This is a genomic window from Arthrobacter sp. NQ4 (assembly GCF_029077345.1).
Classification (GTDB): domain Bacteria; phylum Actinomycetota; class Actinomycetes; order Actinomycetales; family Micrococcaceae; genus Arthrobacter.
In genome coordinates this window covers 17,108-34,246 of record NZ_JARETC010000012.1, presented here as the reverse complement: position 1 = coordinate 34,246, position 17,139 = coordinate 17,108, and the positions used below count along the sequence as shown (strand labels likewise).

Annotated in this window: 17 protein-coding genes; 13 read left to right on the top strand and 4 right to left on the bottom strand. The window is 68.1% G+C overall.

Annotated elements, in window-relative coordinates:
- Both PUN51_RS17240 and PUN51_RS17235 read left to right on the top strand, forming a co-directional pair.
- Positions 1-270 (top strand): hypothetical protein, encoded by a 270-nt coding sequence (locus tag PUN51_RS17240; RefSeq protein WP_159634144.1) that lies wholly within the window; start codon positions 1-3, stop codon positions 268-270.
- Positions 270-710, top strand: coding sequence for an SRPBCC family protein (locus PUN51_RS17235; protein ID WP_275181913.1), 441 nt, complete (start codon positions 270-272; stop codon positions 708-710). The genes PUN51_RS17240 and PUN51_RS17235 overlap by 1 nt, the downstream gene beginning before the upstream one ends.
- Here the strand turns inward: PUN51_RS17235 and PUN51_RS17230 are convergent.
- Positions 688-2,259, bottom strand: a complete 1,572-nt coding sequence (locus tag PUN51_RS17230) for a carboxylesterase/lipase family protein (protein ID WP_275181912.1) — start codon at positions 2,257-2,259, stop codon at positions 688-690. The two genes, PUN51_RS17235 and PUN51_RS17230, sit on opposite strands and share 23 nt — an antisense overlap.
- Before the next feature lie 102 nt (positions 2,260-2,361).
- Between PUN51_RS17230 and PUN51_RS17225 the strand changes: the two genes are divergently transcribed.
- Positions 2,362-3,114 (top strand): GAF and ANTAR domain-containing protein, encoded by a 753-nt coding sequence (locus PUN51_RS17225; RefSeq protein ID WP_275181911.1) that lies wholly within the window; start codon positions 2,362-2,364, stop codon positions 3,112-3,114.
- Here the strand turns inward: PUN51_RS17225 and PUN51_RS17220 are convergent.
- Positions 3,099-3,404: a hypothetical protein gene (locus PUN51_RS17220; protein ID WP_159634131.1), complete on the bottom strand. Its 306-nt coding sequence runs from the start codon at positions 3,402-3,404 to the stop codon at positions 3,099-3,101. The genes PUN51_RS17225 and PUN51_RS17220 overlap by 16 nt on opposite strands.
- A gap of 106 nt (positions 3,405-3,510) precedes the next feature.
- Here PUN51_RS17220 and PUN51_RS17215 point away from each other — a divergent pair, with 106 nt between their 5' ends.
- From PUN51_RS17215 to PUN51_RS17205, 3 genes are all read left to right on the top strand, one after another.
- Complete coding sequence (locus tag PUN51_RS17215; protein ID WP_275181910.1) at positions 3,511-4,233, top strand: ATP-binding cassette domain-containing protein; 723 nt, start codon at positions 3,511-3,513, stop codon at positions 4,231-4,233.
- A 99-nt stretch (positions 4,234-4,332) separates the two neighbouring features.
- Positions 4,333-4,617 (top strand): hypothetical protein, encoded by a 285-nt coding sequence (locus PUN51_RS17210; RefSeq protein WP_159634125.1) that lies wholly within the window; start codon positions 4,333-4,335, stop codon positions 4,615-4,617.
- A 38-nt stretch (positions 4,618-4,655) separates the two neighbouring features.
- Entirely contained in the window at positions 4,656-5,093 is a 438-nt protein-coding gene (locus tag PUN51_RS17205) for a universal stress protein (RefSeq protein ID WP_275181909.1), read from the top strand.
- Here the strand turns inward: PUN51_RS17205 and PUN51_RS17200 are convergent.
- Positions 5,002-6,000, bottom strand: a complete 999-nt coding sequence (locus PUN51_RS17200; RefSeq protein WP_275181908.1) for a methyltransferase family protein — start codon at positions 5,998-6,000, stop codon at positions 5,002-5,004. The genes PUN51_RS17205 and PUN51_RS17200 overlap by 92 nt on opposite strands.
- 185 nt (positions 6,001-6,185) lie before the next feature.
- Between PUN51_RS17200 and PUN51_RS17195 the strand changes: the two genes are divergently transcribed.
- A complete protein-coding gene (locus PUN51_RS17195; RefSeq protein ID WP_159634119.1) occupies positions 6,186-7,016 on the top strand; it encodes a nucleoside hydrolase in 831 nt (276 codons plus the stop codon).
- Positions 7,017-7,070: 54 nt separating this feature from the next.
- Here the strand turns inward: PUN51_RS17195 and PUN51_RS17190 are convergent, their stop codons facing one another.
- A complete protein-coding gene (locus PUN51_RS17190; protein ID WP_275181907.1) occupies positions 7,071-8,330 on the bottom strand; it encodes a glycoside hydrolase family 1 protein in 1,260 nt (419 codons plus the stop codon).
- 223 nt (positions 8,331-8,553) lie between these two features.
- Between PUN51_RS17190 and PUN51_RS17185 the strand changes: the two genes are divergently transcribed.
- From PUN51_RS17185 to PUN51_RS17160, 6 genes are all read left to right on the top strand, one after another.
- On the top strand, positions 8,554-10,110 hold the full coding sequence (locus tag PUN51_RS17185) for an ABC transporter substrate-binding protein (RefSeq protein ID WP_159634113.1): 1,557 nt from the start codon (positions 8,554-8,556) through the stop codon (positions 10,108-10,110).
- Positions 10,111-10,167: 57 nt separating this feature from the next.
- Positions 10,168-11,121 carry an ABC transporter permease gene (locus tag PUN51_RS17180; RefSeq protein WP_308209025.1) on the top strand — a complete coding sequence of 318 codons (954 nt, stop codon included), beginning with the start codon at positions 10,168-10,170 and terminating at the stop codon, positions 11,119-11,121.
- On the top strand, positions 11,118-13,232 hold the full coding sequence (locus PUN51_RS17175) for a dipeptide/oligopeptide/nickel ABC transporter permease/ATP-binding protein (RefSeq protein ID WP_275181906.1): 2,115 nt from the start codon (positions 11,118-11,120) through the stop codon (positions 13,230-13,232). The genes PUN51_RS17180 and PUN51_RS17175 overlap by 4 nt, the downstream gene beginning before the upstream one ends.
- Entirely contained in the window at positions 13,229-14,236 is a 1,008-nt protein-coding gene (locus tag PUN51_RS17170; protein WP_275181905.1) for an oligopeptide/dipeptide ABC transporter ATP-binding protein, read from the top strand. The genes PUN51_RS17175 and PUN51_RS17170 overlap by 4 nt, the downstream gene beginning before the upstream one ends.
- 34 nt (positions 14,237-14,270) lie before the next feature.
- Positions 14,271-16,547, top strand: coding sequence for a glycoside hydrolase family 78 protein (locus PUN51_RS17165; protein ID WP_275181904.1), 2,277 nt, complete (start codon positions 14,271-14,273; stop codon positions 16,545-16,547).
- Between the two features lie 80 nt (positions 16,548-16,627).
- Positions 16,628-17,092: a phage tail protein gene (locus PUN51_RS17160; RefSeq protein ID WP_159634098.1), complete on the top strand. Its 465-nt coding sequence runs from the start codon at positions 16,628-16,630 to the stop codon at positions 17,090-17,092.
- The last annotated feature ends 47 nt before the right edge of the window (positions 17,093-17,139 follow it).

Here is a 17,139-nt window from a genome sequence, read left to right as displayed (position 1 = left end):
ATGAAGCCCTACCCCTGCCACGACTGGGGGCGCCTGATCGGGGTTCCGGTGGAGATCCGGAGGGACTCCGAGGTGGTGCGGGCCGGTGTGGTGGATGACGCCATGCCGCGCCCGGCCGCGCTGTGGCTCGCAGCCGACGCCGGTGGCGGCAGGGAACTGTTCACCGCCGCCGAAGGGTACGAGGCATGGATCCGGCCCCGGGAGCTGGGCGGAAAACTCTGCTACAAGATGGCTGCCGCCCCGTTGCGCGGTGCTCCTAGACTGGGGTGATGATCACAGTCACCGGAAGTGTGGAAACCAACCTGTCCGCCGAGAAGGCCTTTGCCTTCATGCGTGAGTTCGAAAACACCACCAAGTGGGACCCCAACACCCCCGTCATGGACAAAATCACGCCGGGACCCGTAGCTGTGGGGCACAAGTACCACGCCGAGTCCGAGTTCCGCGGGAAACGCCAGACCCTGGTCTACGAGGTCATCGAACTGACGGACAACCACATCAAGCTGCGCGGCGAGAACAAGACCGTCACCTCGTTCGATTCCATCGATGTCAGCCCCAACGGGACAGGCTCGGTGGTGAAGTACACGGCCGAGTTCAGCATCCACGGGCCGGCCAAGATCATCCAGCCGCTCCTGAAGCCTGCCTTCAATTCCCTGCGCGATCCCGCACTGAACGGGATCCGGGACACGCTTAACGCGCTGGCAGCGGCCTGACGGCTTCGAAGAACTCCCGGACCTCCCGGCGCGGATCGTCCTCCAGCCGGATTTTGTCGCCCAGTACCAGGGTGCGGCGTGCCCCGCCGTACTCGGGCCATTCCAGCCCCGCAGTTGCCGGGTTTCCGGTGCCGGCGAAGGCCGCCCAGGCCCCGCTCATAGTGTCGCCGAGGGCTGCCGGTGCCTTGCCCCTGGTGAGGAACGCGGCCTCCGGTGCGTCCAGGTGCCGGAAGACGAAGGGGATGTCCAGTGCGTGGCAGGCACCAAGTTTTCCGCCCATCGCCGGGCTGCGCCACGTGAACAGATAGGCAAAGGTCTTCCCGGCGCCGCCTTGTGCTGTTGAACCGTCCTCTGCAGCCAGTTGGCGCGCTGCCAGGAGCCGGTTGCTGGGTTGGCGGTAGACGGTATCGGCGATGGCGGCCTCCAGCAGTTCCTTGCCGGCAGGCTCGCGGAACAGCACCCGGGCGAGCGCCTGCGGGTAGCCCAAGGCCTGCGCCGACGGCACCCCCGCACCCGCCAGGACGGCGGCGGCGCGGCCAGGGTAGTCCGGATCGCCGGCGGCAGGAGGCCGCATCTCGACCGCGAAGGAGCCCTCGTTGAGGTTGGTCCCGATCAGCAGGTCCACACCGCTGTTGAGCCCGGCCCGGACGCTGTCCAGCGGCGGCACGGGCAGGGACGGCGTCCCCACCGTGGGCTGGAAGGGCAGCGGCACGGCGAAGGTTTCGGCTGCGAGCCGCCGTTCCAGGGCGGCCTGGGCCTCCAGCAGCCGCTCCACAGGGAGGGTGAGCAGCTCCTTCGCGGTCGATTCGTCCAGGCCACACAGCCCCAGGAACCCGGCGCTGATGCGGGCCGAGTCCTCCGGCCGGCGGTACCGTTCCGCCGTGCCGCTCTGCATGATGGCCCGGCGGAGGAGCCCGTCCGACGCCGGCATGCCCAGCAGGGTGCCGATCGCTGCCGCGCCTGCGGACTCGCCGAACACGGTGACGTTGTCCGGGTCGCCGCCGAACGCGCCGATGTTCCGGCGCACCCAGCGGAGGGCCTCCAGCTGGTCCAGCAGGGCGAGGTTTCCGGAGTCTTCATACCCGGCACCCAAAAGATCAGCCAGGTGCAGGAAGCCCAGCGCGCCCAGGCGGTAGTTGATGGACACCAGCACCACGCCCGCCGCGGCGGCGAGCCGGGCGCCGTCGTACATGCCGTCACTGTTGGCGCCCAGAAGGTACGCGCCGCCATGGACCCAAACCATGACCGGCCTGGCGGGACCGTCCGTCCCCGGTGTCCAGATGTTCAGGTTGAGGCAGCCTTCCTCGCTCCAGGTGCGCGGCCTGGCGCCCGGGGGCGCGGGGGATTCGGGGTTCTGCGGCGCAGCGGGTCCCGGTGCCGTGCAGTCCAGCGCTTCGGTCCACGGCGGCACCGGGACCGGGGGCCGGAAGCGGTGGGCGCCCGACGGCGGCGCGGCGTAGGGGATGCCAAGGAACCGGTGGACGGTGGTCCCGTCAGCTTCCAGGGAGCTGCCATGGACGGGTCCGCTGGGCGTGGAGAGGCGCGTCATGGTTGACAGGTTACGGGGTCCGCACAGGTAGGCTGTCATCACCGTTCGGCAGTGGGCGGCCACGATGCTGTGGCGTTTAACCATTGTCCGGAGGTGAGACCCGTGCTGAACGCCGGCGTCCCTGAATACAGGGACTTCGCAGACGTTGCCCTGCATCTCCAGGAGTCGTTCCTGCAGAACCAGGAGGTGGAGGCATTCCTCCGTGACCTGGCGGAGTATGCTGCCGCGCGGCTCGGCTCTCCGGATCATGAGTGTTCGTGTGAAATTACGGTGCTGCGTCCCAAGAAGCCCGCGGCGACCGCCAGCAGCCGGCCGGGTGGAGCGCTCATAACCCCGCTGGAGTCCAAGTACGGCGACGGTCCGGGACTGACTGCCATGGGCAGCGGAGGCACGGTCCTGGTGGGAGACCTGCGGCGGGAGCAACGGTGGCCGGAGTGCGTCAAGGCGCTCCGGCGGCAGGGCATCCTTTCGGTCCTGAGCATCCCGGCCGCGCTGGAAGGGGACACCCGGGGTGTCCTGACGTTCTACTGCTCACAGCCCGTTGCCTCCGGCAGCGACGGCGTCCGCGCCGCCGAGGCGTTCGTGCGGCAGGCGTCCAAGGGCCTGAAGCTTGCCCTGCGGATGCTGAAGCTGGAGGAGACGCGGGAGGGCATGAGCGCCGCCATGCAGACCCGCACGGTGATCGACCTGGCCACCGGGGCCATCATGGCGCAGAACCGCTGCAGCCAGGCCGCCGCCTTCAAGTTGCTGCGGGACGCGTCCAACAGCAGGAACATGAAGCTTCGCGACGTCGCCGCCGCCGTGGTCGCATCCGTGGCCGGCGCCGCGGACACCTTCAGCTACTTCGACGAGTAGGGGTCTTTCCGCTCCGGGTCATGCCACTCCGGCCGGAAGAGGAACAAATCGGAGTTGCTGAGGGGAGCCCGCAGCAGCAGGCCTTCGGCGGCACAGTGTTCATTGACGGCCTGGGCCAACGCGTCCCGCTCCTTGGGCGGGAGGGTCCCCTGGCCATCGCAGTAGTCACGGATGAGCTGTTCGGAGGCATCGCCACCCAGCCCAACGAACTCCAGCCACAACTGGGCCAAGTCCAGCCGGTGTTCCTTGATAACAGCCCCGGTCAGGGCCTGCTGGTCCACGGCATCCATCGTCCCGTCCTCGTGATTGGCTACACTCCTACACTTTGTCTTCGGAACGGCTGGCCGGGTGGATGGGCAAGATTTTTAAAATTCTTTTGCCTGCAAGAATGGGGCCATGCCTCTGCGCATTTACCCCGTCCGGCGGCTGGCAGAGGATCCGGGGAACGTTCTGGACCGGGCACTCTGGCCGGCGGTGCTGCCACCGGTGTCCCAGGTCCTTGACCAAGGACTCGACCTGGGGCCCGCCACCATCCTGGTCGGCGAGAACGGGTCGGGGAAATCAACCCTGGTTGAAGCCCTCGCGCTCGCCTACGGGCTGTCTCCAGAGGGCGGCTCCACAGGCGCACGGCATGCCACCCGCCGCACCGAATCAGTCCTGGGCGACCACCTGCAGCTCATCCGGAACGCCGGTGCCACCCGGCGGGGGTACTTCCTGAGGGCTGAGACGATGCACGGGTTCTACACGTACCTGGAGCAGAACCCCAGCACAGCCCTCCCGGACATTCCGTTCCACGACATGTCCCACGGAGAGTCCTTCCTGCAGCTGGCAGCCGACCGCTTCAACGGTCCTGGGCTGTGGGTCCTTGACGAACCGGAATCCGCCCTGTCCTTCCCGGGCTGCCTGAGCATGCTGTCCGTCCTGAAGGAACTGCTGGCCGGCGGAGGATCCCAAGCGGTGATGTCCACGCATTCCCCGTTGCTGGCGGCCCTTCCCGGAGCCTCGATCCTCGAAGTGGGGCCCTGGGGATTACGGCCCCGCGCCTGGGAGGAACTGGAACTCGTCGCGAACTGGCGGCGGTTCATGGACTCGCCGGAACGCTACCTCCGCCACATCTAGACCGCTAGCCCCGGGGGACCTTCGCCCCTAGGCAGCGGACCCGCCCCGGCAGTCAACTTGAGTGTCTGGAGCAGGCAAGCACAACAGGAGGCAAGGACCATGGGCGCATGTGACGTCTGCGGCAGCAGCGAGGGCCGCATGTTCACCGTCAGTATGGGGAACCAGACCGGAACATTCGACAGCTTCGAATGCGCCATCCACATGATGGCGCCGGCCTGCGAGCACTGCGGCTGCCGGATCCTGGGCCATGCCGTTGAAAGCGAGGCCGGCATCTACTGCTGCCTGCACTGCGCAAAGGAAGCGGGGAATCCGCACCAGGCCGCCAAAGCGGAGCACTCGACGGTGGCCGTGCCGGCACAGGGGACCGCAGCGGGCCAGGCCTAGTCCCGCCGGAAGAACTTCACAACAGGAAGAGGGGAACTGTGGCCGGCAGCGGAAGTTTCAGGATCGTGGTGGGCGCGGACGGGTCAGACCAGTCCAAGGCGGCAATGGACTGGGCCATCGAGGAGTCCAGGCTGCGCGGCGGCGAGGTGCAGGCCCTGACAGCCTGGAACTTCCCCTACGTCAGCGATGCCCTCGGCACAGCCTGGGACTACGACATCTTCCAGAAGGACGCCCAGGCCATCCTCGAGGCAGAACTCGAACGCGTCAAGGACCGGGGCGTGCCCATAACGGGGCGCATCGTGGAGGGGAATCCGGCGTCGGCACTTATCGACGCCTCCCGGGACGCGGACCTGGTGGCGGTCGGTTCGCGCGGCCACGGCGGATTCACCGGGATGCTGCTCGGCTCCGTGTCCCACCAGACCATCCACCACGCGCACTGCCCGGTGCTGGTGATCCGCGAACCCGGTTCCGCCTAGGGCGTGCGGGGGCTCCAGGGAACGTGGGGACCCAGCAGCGCACCGCCTCGCGGTAGTGCTGGAACCCGGCGCCGAACCGCTCCGCGAGGTCTGCTTCTTCCAAAGGCCGGACGGCATAGTTCCACACCAGCGAGCCCAGGACTGCGTAGGCCACCACGAGCCACGACTGCAGCAGCAGGCCCACCGCGGCTCCCTGCACTATGCCTGCCACCGCCATCGGGTTCCGGATCCACCGGTAGGGCCCGGCAATCACCAGGCGGTTGGGCATGGCCGACGGCAATGGCGTTCCATCCCCCACGGTGGACATCACCACCGCCGACCAAATCCCCAGGGCGCTCGCCAGGACCAGGAAGGCGGCACCGACCGGAACTGCCAACGGGGGAAAGGCCAGGGACAGGCCCCAGCGCTGTTCAAGGAAACCCAGGATGGACGGAACAAGGCCCAGGAAGAAACCCCAGAACACCACGATCTGCGCGAGCGTTCCGGCCATGTGGAGTCCCGGTCGTGGCCGGCTGCGGGCCTGCCGGAAAGCGAAGGGGCCGCGCACAATCCACTCGGTAGGTATCCGCCCCAGCAGGACAAGGCAGAGCGCAGCGGCTGAACCTGAGGTGGCAGCCCCCATGGCCAGCACACCCAGGCCCGCCTGGGCCGTGGCGGTGGCATAGACGGCCAGGGCGGCCGTGACGAGGACGGTCCACGAGGTACTGACGACGGCGGCTGTCCTTACTCCGGCAGCCGCGGCAGCGGAGGCAACAACAAACAGGGGAACGTCCAGGGTGGCGGTGAGGACGGGGTCGAGTCCACCGAGGGTGGCCCGGCGGATCCCGGGCGAGAGGAAAACAGCGACCCACCAGAGGCCACCAGCCACTGCCTGCAGGGCAAAGTACGCCCGGCCCCACCAAGCCAAATCCCCTTGGGCCAAGCGTGGCACGGATCCCCCCGAATCGTTCCAGTGAATGAAAGCTGCCGCCCCACCGACGTATCGGGCAGCAAGACTTGTTCCTGAGACTACCTGTTGAGCCGGGACTGCCTGCCGGTCCGGGCGCGGGATCACTCCCGGCCGGCCGCCCCCGGACCTGTGAAAGGACCAGCATGGACATGATTCGGGTCGAGCCCCGGTGCCGCGTGATAATCGACAACGACTGGGCAGGGGACCCGGACGGGCTGGTGGCCCTGGCCCACCATGCGTTGTCGCCCGCCAACAGGATCGTCGGCGTCACCAGTTCACTGACCAACCCGATGTTTGGACCGCCCGGCGGCATGGCGCAAAGGGGCGCAGACCTCGCGGCCGGTTTGCTGCGGGTCCTGAAGCGGCCGGAAGTGTCCGACGTGCAGGCCGGCTCCGATGCCCCCTTCACCGGACAAGCCCGGGACAATGCGGCTGCCCGTGCCATTGTGGACGCCGCGGCGGCCGGAGGAGAGCTGCCCCTGATCCTTGTCTGTGCCGGCCCGCTCACCAACGTGGCCGATGCGCTCCTGCTGGATCCCGCCGTCGCCCATTCCCTCACCCTGGCGTGGGTGGGCGGGGCGGCGGCGAATGAGGAGGAATACAACTACTTCACGGATCCCGCCGCCGCGGATTCTGTGCTGGAAAACCAACAGTTGGCCGTCTGGCAGTTCCCGGCAGAGACGTACCGGCAGGTGGTTGCCCCGGTGGCAGAACTCGATCATGCCTTCAGGAACTCAGGGCCGGCCGGCGCATGGCTGTGGGAGCTCTACAACAGCCTGGAGGTGCCGGATTTCGTGAAGTTCGGGCCGTTGTGGTGCCTGGGCGACAGCGCACCCCTGGTGGTCACCGGGCTCGACGACGTCACGTCCACCTTCACGGAAACGGGCACCCAGCCCTCCCGCCGGACCTACACCTCGGTGGATACGCGGTTGATCATGGCGGACTTCCTCGCGAAGCTGCGCCTGCATCAGTAGCAGGCTAAAACAATGGCCCGGACCGCCAAAGGCGGTCCGGGCCATTGTTTGCCACTATGCCGGCTGCGTGACCGTGGATGCAGTGTGCTGCCGGGCGAAGGTGCCCAGCCAGCGTGCACTGTCCTTCGGGGTCCGTTCCTGGGTGGAGCGGTCGACGGCGATCAGGCCGAACATGGGCCGGTAGCCGAAAATCCACTCGAAGTTATCGAACGCGGTCCAGGCGATGTAGCCCCGCACGTCGATGCCGTCGGCAAGGCAGGAGGCAACGCCGTCGACCGCCGCCTCCAGGAAGGCCACGCGCTGCGTGTCATCCTCCGTGGCCAGCCCGTTCTCGGTGACCATCACCGGGATGCCGGCAACGCGCCAGGCCTCCCGGATGGTTGCCTCCAGGCCCTGGGGGTAGATCTCCTCGCCCATCTGGTTCACCGCCGCTCCCTCCGGAGCGGGAGCGTGGCCGTCCGGGCCGTACACGGTGCGGCCGTAGGTCTGGATGCCCACGAAGTCGTCGCCGCGGGATGCTTTCAGGAACCGCCCGTTGACGTCCCGGCGCACCCGGTCCGCGGTTTCCTCACCGCCGGGGATGGACTGGATGTCCGAGTTGGCCAGGGTCCAGCCCACCTGCAGCTCCGGTCGGTGCGCCTTGATCGCTGCGATGGCGGCCTTGTGCGCCGCAAGTTTGACGTTGAAGCCGGCCTCCGTGGAGCAGAACTGGAACGGGGCCACCGTGCTGGCGTGGACGCCAAGCCGTTCCGCCGCGGCTGCCCACATGGGAACCTTCCCGCGGTTCTCCGGTGCTTCCCCGCCGATGCCGAACGATTCCAGCAGCCACGGAAGATTGGGTTCGTTCAGGGTGCAGGCGACGCCGATCAGGTCGCCCAGGTGCGCCATCACACGGTCGCAGTAGCGCGCGAAGAGCTCCGGCGTACGCCCGCCCTCCCAGCCGCCGGACCGCAACAGCCAGAGCGGCGACGCGAAGTGGTGGAACGTGACCACCGGGGTGAGCCCGTGCTCGTGGCAGGCCTCCAGCACCCGCTTGTAGTGCTCCAGCTCGGCCACCGAGAAGTGGCCCTCTTCCGGTTCGATCCGGGCCCACTCCAGGGAAAAGCGGTAGCTGGTGAAGCCCAGGCCGGCGATCAGCGCGATGTCCTCCCGGTACCGGTTGTAGTGGTCCACGGCGTCCCCCGAGGGCTCGGCGAAGATGGTGCCCGGAAGGTGTTCCAGGAACCAGACATCGCTGTTGACGTTGTTGCCTTCAACCTGGTGGCCGGCGGTAGCCACGCCCCAAAGGAAGTCGTGCGGAAACGGGTTGGTCATAGGTGATTCCTCTCATTATGGACGCGCGGAGGCGTCCCAGGCCTCACTGCCTGCATCCATCCTGTCCAGCGGCGTGACCGCCGCCACAATACTTTTTCAATCAATGACATTCTCATGTTTGGTCCCGCAGGCCCCAACGGATTCTTGAAGGGAGCCGGACAGCTCCGGCCCCTCGAATTTCCTCCGTTTGTCACCGTCATAGAAGAATGCGAAGGCGCACCAGATGAAACTTATGACCTCCACCGCACGCGGCAGCGCTGCCGTCCTGACCGGTGCCCTGCTGATGGGTTCCCTGGCCGCCTGCGGCGGCGGCAATTCCCAAGCGTCCGCGAAGGCTGATGCGAGCAGCCTGACCCTGGCCATCGACAGCGATTCGGCCTCCTTCGGCTACGACCCCCTGCGCGTTGCTGCAGCCCAACGCCAGTTCTTCGAGGGCCTCTACGACAGCCTGATGACCCTCCAGCCGGACGGCTCCACGGGCCCCGGCCTGGCCAAGGACTTCAGCTACAACGCGGACAGCACCGTCCTGACGCTCAACCTCAAGGACGACATCACCTTCACGGACGGCTCCAAGCTTGACGCGGCACTGGTCAAGGCCAACCTGGACCGCCGGTCCGACCCCGCCCTGACCGCCTACTCCGCCGTGGCCAAGGGCGGCGCCCAGGAAATCACGTCCGTGGACGTAGTCAGCCCCACCCAGGTGACCCTGACCTTCGCCAAGCCGCAGCCCGGATTCGAGAAAAACCTGGCCTCCACCACCGGAATGATCGTGGGCAAGAACGGTGTCACGGACACCGCCAGCCTGGCTGCCACGCCGGACGGTTCCGGTCCCTACACCCTTGACCCGTCCACCGTGAAGGGCAACAAGTACATCCTGGTCAAGAACGACAAAAGCGCTGACGCAGCCAGGTTCGCCTACAAGAAGGTTGTCTTCAGCGTCGTCCTGGACCCCCAGGCCCGCGCCAACGCCCTGGTCTCGGGGCAGGCCGACGTCGCGATGCTGACGTCCTCCACGGTGGACTTCGCCAAGTCCAAGGGAGTGGGCGTTTCCCAGGCGGGCGGCACCGTCAACACCATGATCTCGTTCGACAAGATCGGCAAGACCGCGCCCGCGTTCGCACAGGAAAAGGTGCGCCAGGCCATCCAGTACGCCATCAACCGCCAGGCCCTGGTGGATGCCCTGCACAAGGGTGACATCCCCGCCTGGAATGCCCTCCCCAAGGACTCCGCGGGCTTCACCAAGGACCTCGAAACCAAATTCGCCTACAACCCGGACAAGGCCAAGAGCCTGCTGGCCGAGGCCGGTTACCCCAACGGCTTCGAATTCACCATCATCGCCGGCGCCCAGACCCAGACAGACCTCCAGGCCGTCCAAAAGGACCTCGCCGCCGTCGGCATCACCATGAACGTGAAGATGGCCGCTTCCACCGACGAAGCCTTCGCCGCGGTGGCCACCACGCCCCTGGGGTACGCGCCGCTGAACTGGGACAACCCGGTGGGCGTCATGTACGGCGTCGTCCTCAACGGTTTCACCAACGTCCAGAAGGCCACCGATGACCAGCTCAGCGCCGCCACCGGCGAGCTGGCCGCGGCCAAGGACGACGCTGCCGTGAAGGCCGCCGCCACCAAGCTGAACACGCGGCTGGTGGAGTCCGGCTGGATGATCCCGCTGTACGAGGCGCTGACCAACCAGGGGTACAACACCAAGAAGGTAGCCCCGGTGAAGTTCGCCGGCACCAACGCCTACCCGCTCCTCTCGTCCTACACGCCGGCAAGCTGATACCCGCACCTTCCCGGGCGGCCGCAGGACCAGGGCCGCCCGGGAGGGGCCTGACCGATGGAGGTCACCATGGCACTATTCATCACCAAGCGCCTGCTGATGGCGCTGGCCACCGTGCTGGTGGTTGCGGTGCTGGCATTCCTGCTGGTGCACGCGATGCCGGGCAGCCCGGGGGCCGTGTCCCTTGGCGCCGGTGCGTCCCAGGAAGCCATTGACGAGGTCAACCAGCGGCTGGGCTGGAACGATCCGCTGCCGGCGCAGTTCATTACCTGGCTGGGTTCCGCAGTACAGGGCGACCTGGGCGTCTCGCTCATTGATGGCCGCTCCGTCAGCACAGACCTCGCCAGCCGCCTGCCCGTCACGGCCTCCCTCGCCGCCGGTGCCACCATCCTCAGCGCCATCCTGGGCATCGCCCTTGGCGTCACGGCCGCGGTCCGCGGGGGAGTGCTCGACCAGGCAATCGGCGGCTTCGTGGGCCTCCTGGTTGCCCTGCCCGCCTTCTGGGTGGGCGTCATCTTCGTGTACCTGTTCGCCGTCCAGTCCTCAATCTTTCCGGCCACAGGTTATGTGCCGTTCGACGTTTCGCCGCAGGACTGGGCTTTGTCCCTGGCGCTGCCGGTCATCACGCTGGCGGTGGGCGGCGCCGCCTTCATTGCCCGCCAGACCAGGGCGTCCATGCTCGAAGCCCTGCAGCAGGAACACATCCGCACCCTGCGCGCCACCGCCACGCCCACGTGGAAGATCCTCTACGTCCACGCCCTGCGCTACGCCAGCCTGCCCATCGTGGCCGGCATCGCCCTGCAGTTCATCGGCCTGTTCGGCGGTTCCGTCATCGCGGAGCAGCTGTTCGCCATGCCCGGACTGGGGCAGGCCGTCCAGACCTCCGTCAGCACCCACGATGCCCCTGCCGTCCAGGGCGTGGTGGTGATCGCCACCGTGGTGGTGGTCGCCGTCAACCTGGTGCTGGAACTCGCCACCAAGTTCCTCGACCCGAAGTTGCGTGCCTCATGATCCCCACAGTTTCCCCGGCCCCCGCGGACGCGGACCAGGCAGGAAGTACGACGGCGGCAGGCGCCTCCGTGCCCGGCGCAGGCAAGGCTGCACCCACCAGATTGTCCAGGCACTGGCTCCTCAGTTCGCCCGGTGCCGTGGCCGGACTGCTCTGGCTGGCCGTGGTGGTCACCGCGTCCCTGACGGCTCCACTCTGGCTGCCGTTCAAGACCGAGGACCAGGATTTCACCGCCGTCCTGTCCGGCCCCACCGCCGCCCACTGGCTGGGGACCGACGAACTGGGCCGCGACATCCTCAGCCGCATCTTCGCTGCCGCGGCAGGCACCCTGGGAACGTCGATGATCACGGTGATTGTCGGCGTCGGACTCGGCACCGTCCTCGCCATGGCCGCTGCCGGTGCCGGCGAGCGGACCGAAGCCGTGATCAACCGCATCACCGAAATCATGATGTCCCTGCCGGGCACGGTGATCATCCTGGCCGTCATCGGCGCCGTGGGCACCAACATCCCCATGGTCATGGCCATCCTGGGCATCCTGATGTCCGCCGGCATCTACCGGGTGATCCTGGGCCAGGCCAAATCACTGCAGTCCCAGCTCTACGTGGACGCGGCCAAGGTGGACGGCGTGGGGCCGCTGGGCATCAGTGTCCGGCACGTCCTGCCCGGCCTTGCCAACACCATCGTGGTCCAGGCGGCCCTCATCTTCGCCGTGGGCATGCTCATCCAGGCAGGCCTGGCGTTCATCGGGTTCGGGCCGCCCATCCCGCAGCCCAGCTGGGGCGGCATGATCCAGGGCGCCTCCCAGCACGTCTATGACGCCCCCTGGATGATGGTGCCCACCGGCGCCGTGCTGGCACTGACGGTCCTGTCCGCCAACGCCATCGGCAATGCGCTCGGCAAGGCGCCCAACGCCGCGGCCCCGCACCTGCCCTCCGCGGCAGCCCGCCGCCAGCGGGCCAGGGCCGTCGCCGCCATCGCCGCGGCTGCCCCGGCGCCCGGGGACGGCGCCCCCGGGGACGCGCCAAAGGGCACCCTGTCCGTGCGCAGCCTGTCCGTCGGCGTCGGCAATGCGGGGACAGGCAACGGCGTCCGGCTGGTCACCGACGTCTCCTTCGACGTCGAACAGGGCACCGTCCTGGGACTGGTGGGCGAATCCGGCTGCGGCAAGACCATGACGGCGCTGTCCCTCCTGGGCCTGCTCCCGTCCGGCGTCTCGGTAACCGGGGGCCAGATCCTCTGGAACGGGAAGAACCTTGCGGCCGCCACGGACAAGGAGATGGAAGGCATCCGGGGCCGTGACATCGCCCTGATCAGCCAGGAGCCCATGCGGGCACTGGATCCGATGTTCACGGTGGGCTACCAGCTCACGGCAACCATCCGGCGGCTCCGCGGCCTGGGCAAGGCCGAAGCCCGGAAGGAGGCCCTGGCCCTGCTGGAGAAGGTGGGCATCGTGGATGCCGCCCGGATCCTGAAGACCTATCCGCACCAGATCAGCGGTGGCATGGCCCAGCGCGTGGCCATCGCCCTGGCCCTTTCCGGCCAGCCCAAACTGCTGGTGGCGGACGAGCCCACCACAGCCCTGGATGTCACGGTCCAGGCCGAGATCCTGTCCCTGCTGCGGGCCCTGGTGAAGGACACCGGCATGTCCGTGGTGATGGTCACCCACGACCTCGGCGTGGTGGCGGACATCTGCGACCAGGTGGCCGTCATGTACGCCGGGCAGGTGGTGGAGAACGGAAAGACCCAGGCCATCCTGGACAACCCGCGCCACCCCTACACCCTGGCCCTGCTCGCCGCCGACCCGCACGCCAACCACGGGGACGCCATGCCGGAGCGGCTTGCCACGATTCAAGGCCAGGTGCCGCAGCCCAAGGACTGGCCCTCCGGCTGCCGCTTCGCCGCACGCTGCCAGTTCGCCGGCTCCGCGTGCACGGAACCGGTCCCGCTGCTGGCGTCCGGCACCGGCGACGGCCTGGTCCGATGCGTCAAAGCTGACCAGCTCGCCGTCGAAGGCATGGACTGGCTGGCCACGGACGTCCCCGCCGCCAGGCTCCTTCCGGTCAGCCCGGTGGCCCCAACGAACACCACCATCGTCGAAAAGGACCTGGCATGATCACCGCAGTCACGGAACGCCGCGATTCACCAGCACCTGCAGCCGGCACCCCCGTCCTGGAGGTCAAGGACCTGGTGGTCCGCTACGGCCGCGGGCGCAAGGCAGCCGCCGCACCCGCCGCCGTCGACCACGTCAGCTTTTCGATTGCGCCCGGCGAGACCGTGGGCCTGGTGGGGGAGTCCGGCTCCGGGAAGTCGACCATCGGCAAGGCCATCCTGGGCCTCCAGAAGGTCTCCGGCGGCTCCATCAGCTACCAGGGCAGGGACATCACATCCGCCAATGCCGCGCAGCGGCGGGCGCTGGGCGGGGAACTGCGCGCCGTCTTCCAGGACCCCAACTCCTCGCTGAACCCCCGCAACACCATCGGCACCTCCCTTGCCGAACCGCTCCGGCTGCGCGGCGTTTCACCCACTGAAGCCAGGGCCAAAGCGGAGGACATGCTGGAACGCGTCGGGTTGCCGCGGGAGGCCGTGGACCGGTACCCCAGCCAGTTCTCCGGCGGGCAGCGGCAGCGGATCTCCGTGGCCCGCGCCCTGATCTGCGACCCCAAGCTGGTGGTCTGCGATGAGGCCGTCAGCGCCCTGGATCTTTCCACCCAGGCGCAGGTCCTCAACCTGCTGGCCGACCTCCGCGACGAACGCGGCCTGAGCTACCTGTTCATTGCGCACGACATCGCCGTGGTCCAGTTCCTGGCCGAACGGGTGGTGGTGCTCTACCGCGGCCAGGTGATGGAAACCGGGCCGGCCGCCGCCGTCACGGAAACCCCGAAACACCCCTTCACCCAGGCCCTGGTGGCCGCATCCCCGGTGCCCCGGCCTGCCGAGCAGGCCGCCCGGCGGGAAGCCCGCGAATCGCTGGGTGTCCGCACCGGCGCCGCCGCCGTTCCCGGACCCGGCGGCTGCCCGTTCCGGCTCCGCTGCCCGCTCGCCACCGAGCTGTGCGCCACGGAACGGCCGGCCCTGCGCGGGGTGGGTGCCGCCGACGTCGCCTGCCACTACGCCTGAATTTGCTGCCCTACTTCAGAACGGACCATCCCGCATGACATCCACCTGGCACGCCGCCATGATCACCCCCGAGCAGGATTTCGACGGCGCCCCGCGCCTCCGCAAGGCGTTCCGGCTCGACGAGGGCCACGGCGGGGTGGTGAAGGCAACGCTGCGGGCCACCGCCCTGGGCGTCTATGAGGCGTTCATCAACGGCACCCCGGTGGGTGACGACGTGCTGAGCCCGGGCTGGAGCTCCTATGAGTGGCGGGTGCGCTACCGCACCTATGACGTCACCGCGCTGGTTGGCCCGTCCACCGTGATCGGCATCGAGCTGGGCAACGGCTGGTACCGTGGCCGGCTGGCCTGGCACGGCCTGTCCAACCTGTATGGCAGCGAGCTGGGCTTCGTTGGGCAGCTGGACATCGAGTTCGCGGACGGCCAAGTGCAGTCGGTCGCCTCGGACACTTCCTGGCAGGCCGGACCGTCCGCCACCACCTTCAACGACCTCTACGATGGCCAGACCATTGACGCCCGACGCGCCCAGCCGGGCTGGGCGGAGCCCGGCTTCGCGCCCGGGACTGAATGGGCGGGCGTGCGGGAGCTGGAGTTCGACGCCGGCCGGCTGGCTGAGCCGGTGGGCCCGCCCGTGGTGCGTGCCGGCGTCGTCCGTCCCGTGGAAATCCTCACCTCACCCGCAGGGAAGACCCTGGTGGACTTCGGCCAGAACCTGGTGGGCTGGCTGCGTTTCAGCGTGCAGGGGGAGGCCGGGCACGTGATCACCGTCCGGCACGCGGAGGTGCTGGAAAAAGGGGAACTGGGCGTCCGGCCGCTGCGCTCTGCAAAGGCCGAGGATAGGTTCATCCTCTCCGGCGGCAAGGACCTTTTCGAGCCCACCAAGACCTTCCACGGCTTCCGGTATGCCGAGGTCACCGGCTGGCCCGGAACCCTGACAGCGGATGATCTTGAGGCCGTGGTGGTCCACTCCGACCTGGAGCGGACCGGCACCTTCGAGTGCTCCAACGACCTCGTCAATCAGCTGCACCGCAACATCGTCTGGGGCCTGCGCGGCAACTTCCTGGACCTGCCCACCGACTGCCCGCAGCGCGACGAGCGGCTCGGCTGGACCGGCGACATCGCCGTCTTCGCCCCCACCGCCGCCTACCTGTACGACGTCAAGGGCTTCCTGCAGGACTGGCTGCTGGACCTCGCCGTGGAGCAGCAGGCACAGGACGGCCTGGTCCCCATCGTGGTCCCGGATGTCCTGAAGTACTGCCCGCAGCCGCCGGAATTCCCGTCGCCCGAGTCCTCCGCGCTGTGGAGCGAAGCCTCGGTGTGGGTGCCTTGGGCGCTGTGGGAGGCGTACGGTGACCTCGGCGTGCTGCGGAACCAATACGAATCCATGGCTGCGCACACCCGCCGCGTGGAGGGCCTGCTCTCGCCGTCCGGGCTGTGGGATTCCGGCTTCCAGTTCGGCGACTGGCTGGACCCTGATGCCGCGCCGGACCAGCCGTGGGCAGCCAAGGCGGACACCGCCGTCGTGGCCACCGCCTGCATGTACCGCACCGCCCGGCTCACCGCCCAGGCCGCCGGGCTGCTGGGAAAGCACGACGACGAGGCCCGTTTCAACGCGCTCGCGGACCGGGTGCGGAACGCCTTCGCCGAGCACTACGTGGCGCCCGGCGGCACCATCCTCAGCGACTGCACCACGGTCTACGCGCTGGCCATCGCCTTCGACATCCTGGCCACCCCCGAGCTGCGGGAGTTTGCCGGGAACCGCCTGGCCGAGCTGGTCCGGGACAATGGCTACCGGGTGTCCACCGGGTTCGCGGGAACGCCGTTCATTACCCACGCCCTCACGGACACCGGCCACGTGGATGAGGCCTACCGGCTCCTGCTGGAAGAAGGCTGCCCGTCCTGGCTGTACCCGGTCACCATGGGTGCCACCACCGTCTGGGAACGCTGGGACTCCATGCTCCCGGACGGCACCATCAACCCCGGGCAGATGACCAGCTTCAACCACTACGCCCTGGGCGCCGTGGCGGACTGGATGCACAAGGCCATCGGCGGCATCCGGCCGCTGGAGCCCGGCTATGCGCGCGTCCTCATCCAGCCGCGGCCGGGGGAGGGGATCAGCTGGGCCAGGACGTCCCTGAAGACCCCGCACGGCGAGGTCCGCGTGGCCTGGACGTCCGACGACGGGGGGTTCCGCCTCGAGGCGACCGTTCCCGCCGGGGTGGCGGCCGACGTCGTGCTTCCGGACGGCGCGCGGCACACGGTCGAGGGCGGGGAGCACTCCTTCGCGGCAGGGCTGGGCCTGGCGGTGCGGTAGCCGGGGGAAAAGCCGGGGAGTAGTGCAGGCACGGCGCTGATCTGCAACGATGTGCCACAGGACCAAACCCAGGAGGACTCATGCCGTACACCGTGGATTTCAAGAACGTCTCCACCGCCGGCCTGGAATCGTCACCGGTGGCGGAGGCGCTGGCCGGGCTGCGCGCGAACGAGGCGCGCTATTACAAGAACAAATACGACCACGACTTCACCGTCACTCCGGCCGAAGACGATCAGGAGACGCTGCAGTACATCACCAACATCCTGTCCACGGAGCGGAACCTGGTGATCGCGTCCAAGCCCCTTGAAGTGTCCTCCTTCGAGGTGGACGGGCTGCGAATGGCCTACGTCTTCTACGAGTCCGGGCTGTCCATCAACGTCATGTACTCCGTCGAAGAGGGCGGAAAACGGGCCGTGGGCTTCAAGCTGTCCGACGGCATGGAGGTCCCGGAGGAACTGGCGTCCAGCTTCAAGTTCGCCAGGCAAAAGTCCAAGCTCGCCGGCACCATCCGCGGCTCCTACTTTGTGATCAAGGGCCAGTACTAGGGTCAGCACAAGGCCGCAGGGCCGAAGAACGCCTTCCAACGATTGGA

Bases quoted from the DNA above. Each gene is read 5' to 3' on its own strand.
- PUN51_RS17175 (WP_275181906.1), top strand. From the start codon at position 11,118: ATGATCCCCACAGTTTCCCCGGCCCCCGCGGACGCGGACCAGGCAGGA.
- PUN51_RS17220 (WP_159634131.1), bottom strand. From the start codon at position 3,404: ATGGATGCCGTGGACCAGCAGGCCCTGACCGGGGCTGTTATCAAGGAA.
- PUN51_RS17190 (WP_275181907.1), bottom strand. From the start codon at position 8,330: ATGACCAACCCGTTTCCGCACGACTTCCTTTGGGGCGTGGCTACCGCC.
- PUN51_RS17160 (WP_159634098.1), top strand. From the start codon at position 16,628: ATGCCGTACACCGTGGATTTCAAGAACGTCTCCACCGCCGGCCTGGAA.
- PUN51_RS17180 (WP_308209025.1), top strand. From the start codon at position 10,168: ATGGAGGTCACCATGGCACTATTCATCACCAAGCGCCTGCTGATGGCG.
- PUN51_RS17165 (WP_275181904.1), top strand. From the start codon at position 14,271: ATGACATCCACCTGGCACGCCGCCATGATCACCCCCGAGCAGGATTTC.
- PUN51_RS17235 (WP_275181913.1), top strand. From the start codon at position 270: ATGATCACAGTCACCGGAAGTGTGGAAACCAACCTGTCCGCCGAGAAG.
- PUN51_RS17230 (WP_275181912.1), bottom strand. From the start codon at position 2,259: ATGACGCGCCTCTCCACGCCCAGCGGACCCGTCCATGGCAGCTCCCTG.
- PUN51_RS17170 (WP_275181905.1), top strand. From the start codon at position 13,229: ATGATCACCGCAGTCACGGAACGCCGCGATTCACCAGCACCTGCAGCC.
- PUN51_RS17185 (WP_159634113.1), top strand. From the start codon at position 8,554: ATGAAACTTATGACCTCCACCGCACGCGGCAGCGCTGCCGTCCTGACC.
- PUN51_RS17215 (WP_275181910.1), top strand. From the start codon at position 3,511: ATGCCTCTGCGCATTTACCCCGTCCGGCGGCTGGCAGAGGATCCGGGG.
- PUN51_RS17240 (WP_159634144.1), top strand. From the start codon at position 1: ATGAAGCCCTACCCCTGCCACGACTGGGGGCGCCTGATCGGGGTTCCG.
- PUN51_RS17195 (WP_159634119.1), top strand. From the start codon at position 6,186: ATGGACATGATTCGGGTCGAGCCCCGGTGCCGCGTGATAATCGACAAC.
- PUN51_RS17210 (WP_159634125.1), top strand. From the start codon at position 4,333: ATGGGCGCATGTGACGTCTGCGGCAGCAGCGAGGGCCGCATGTTCACC.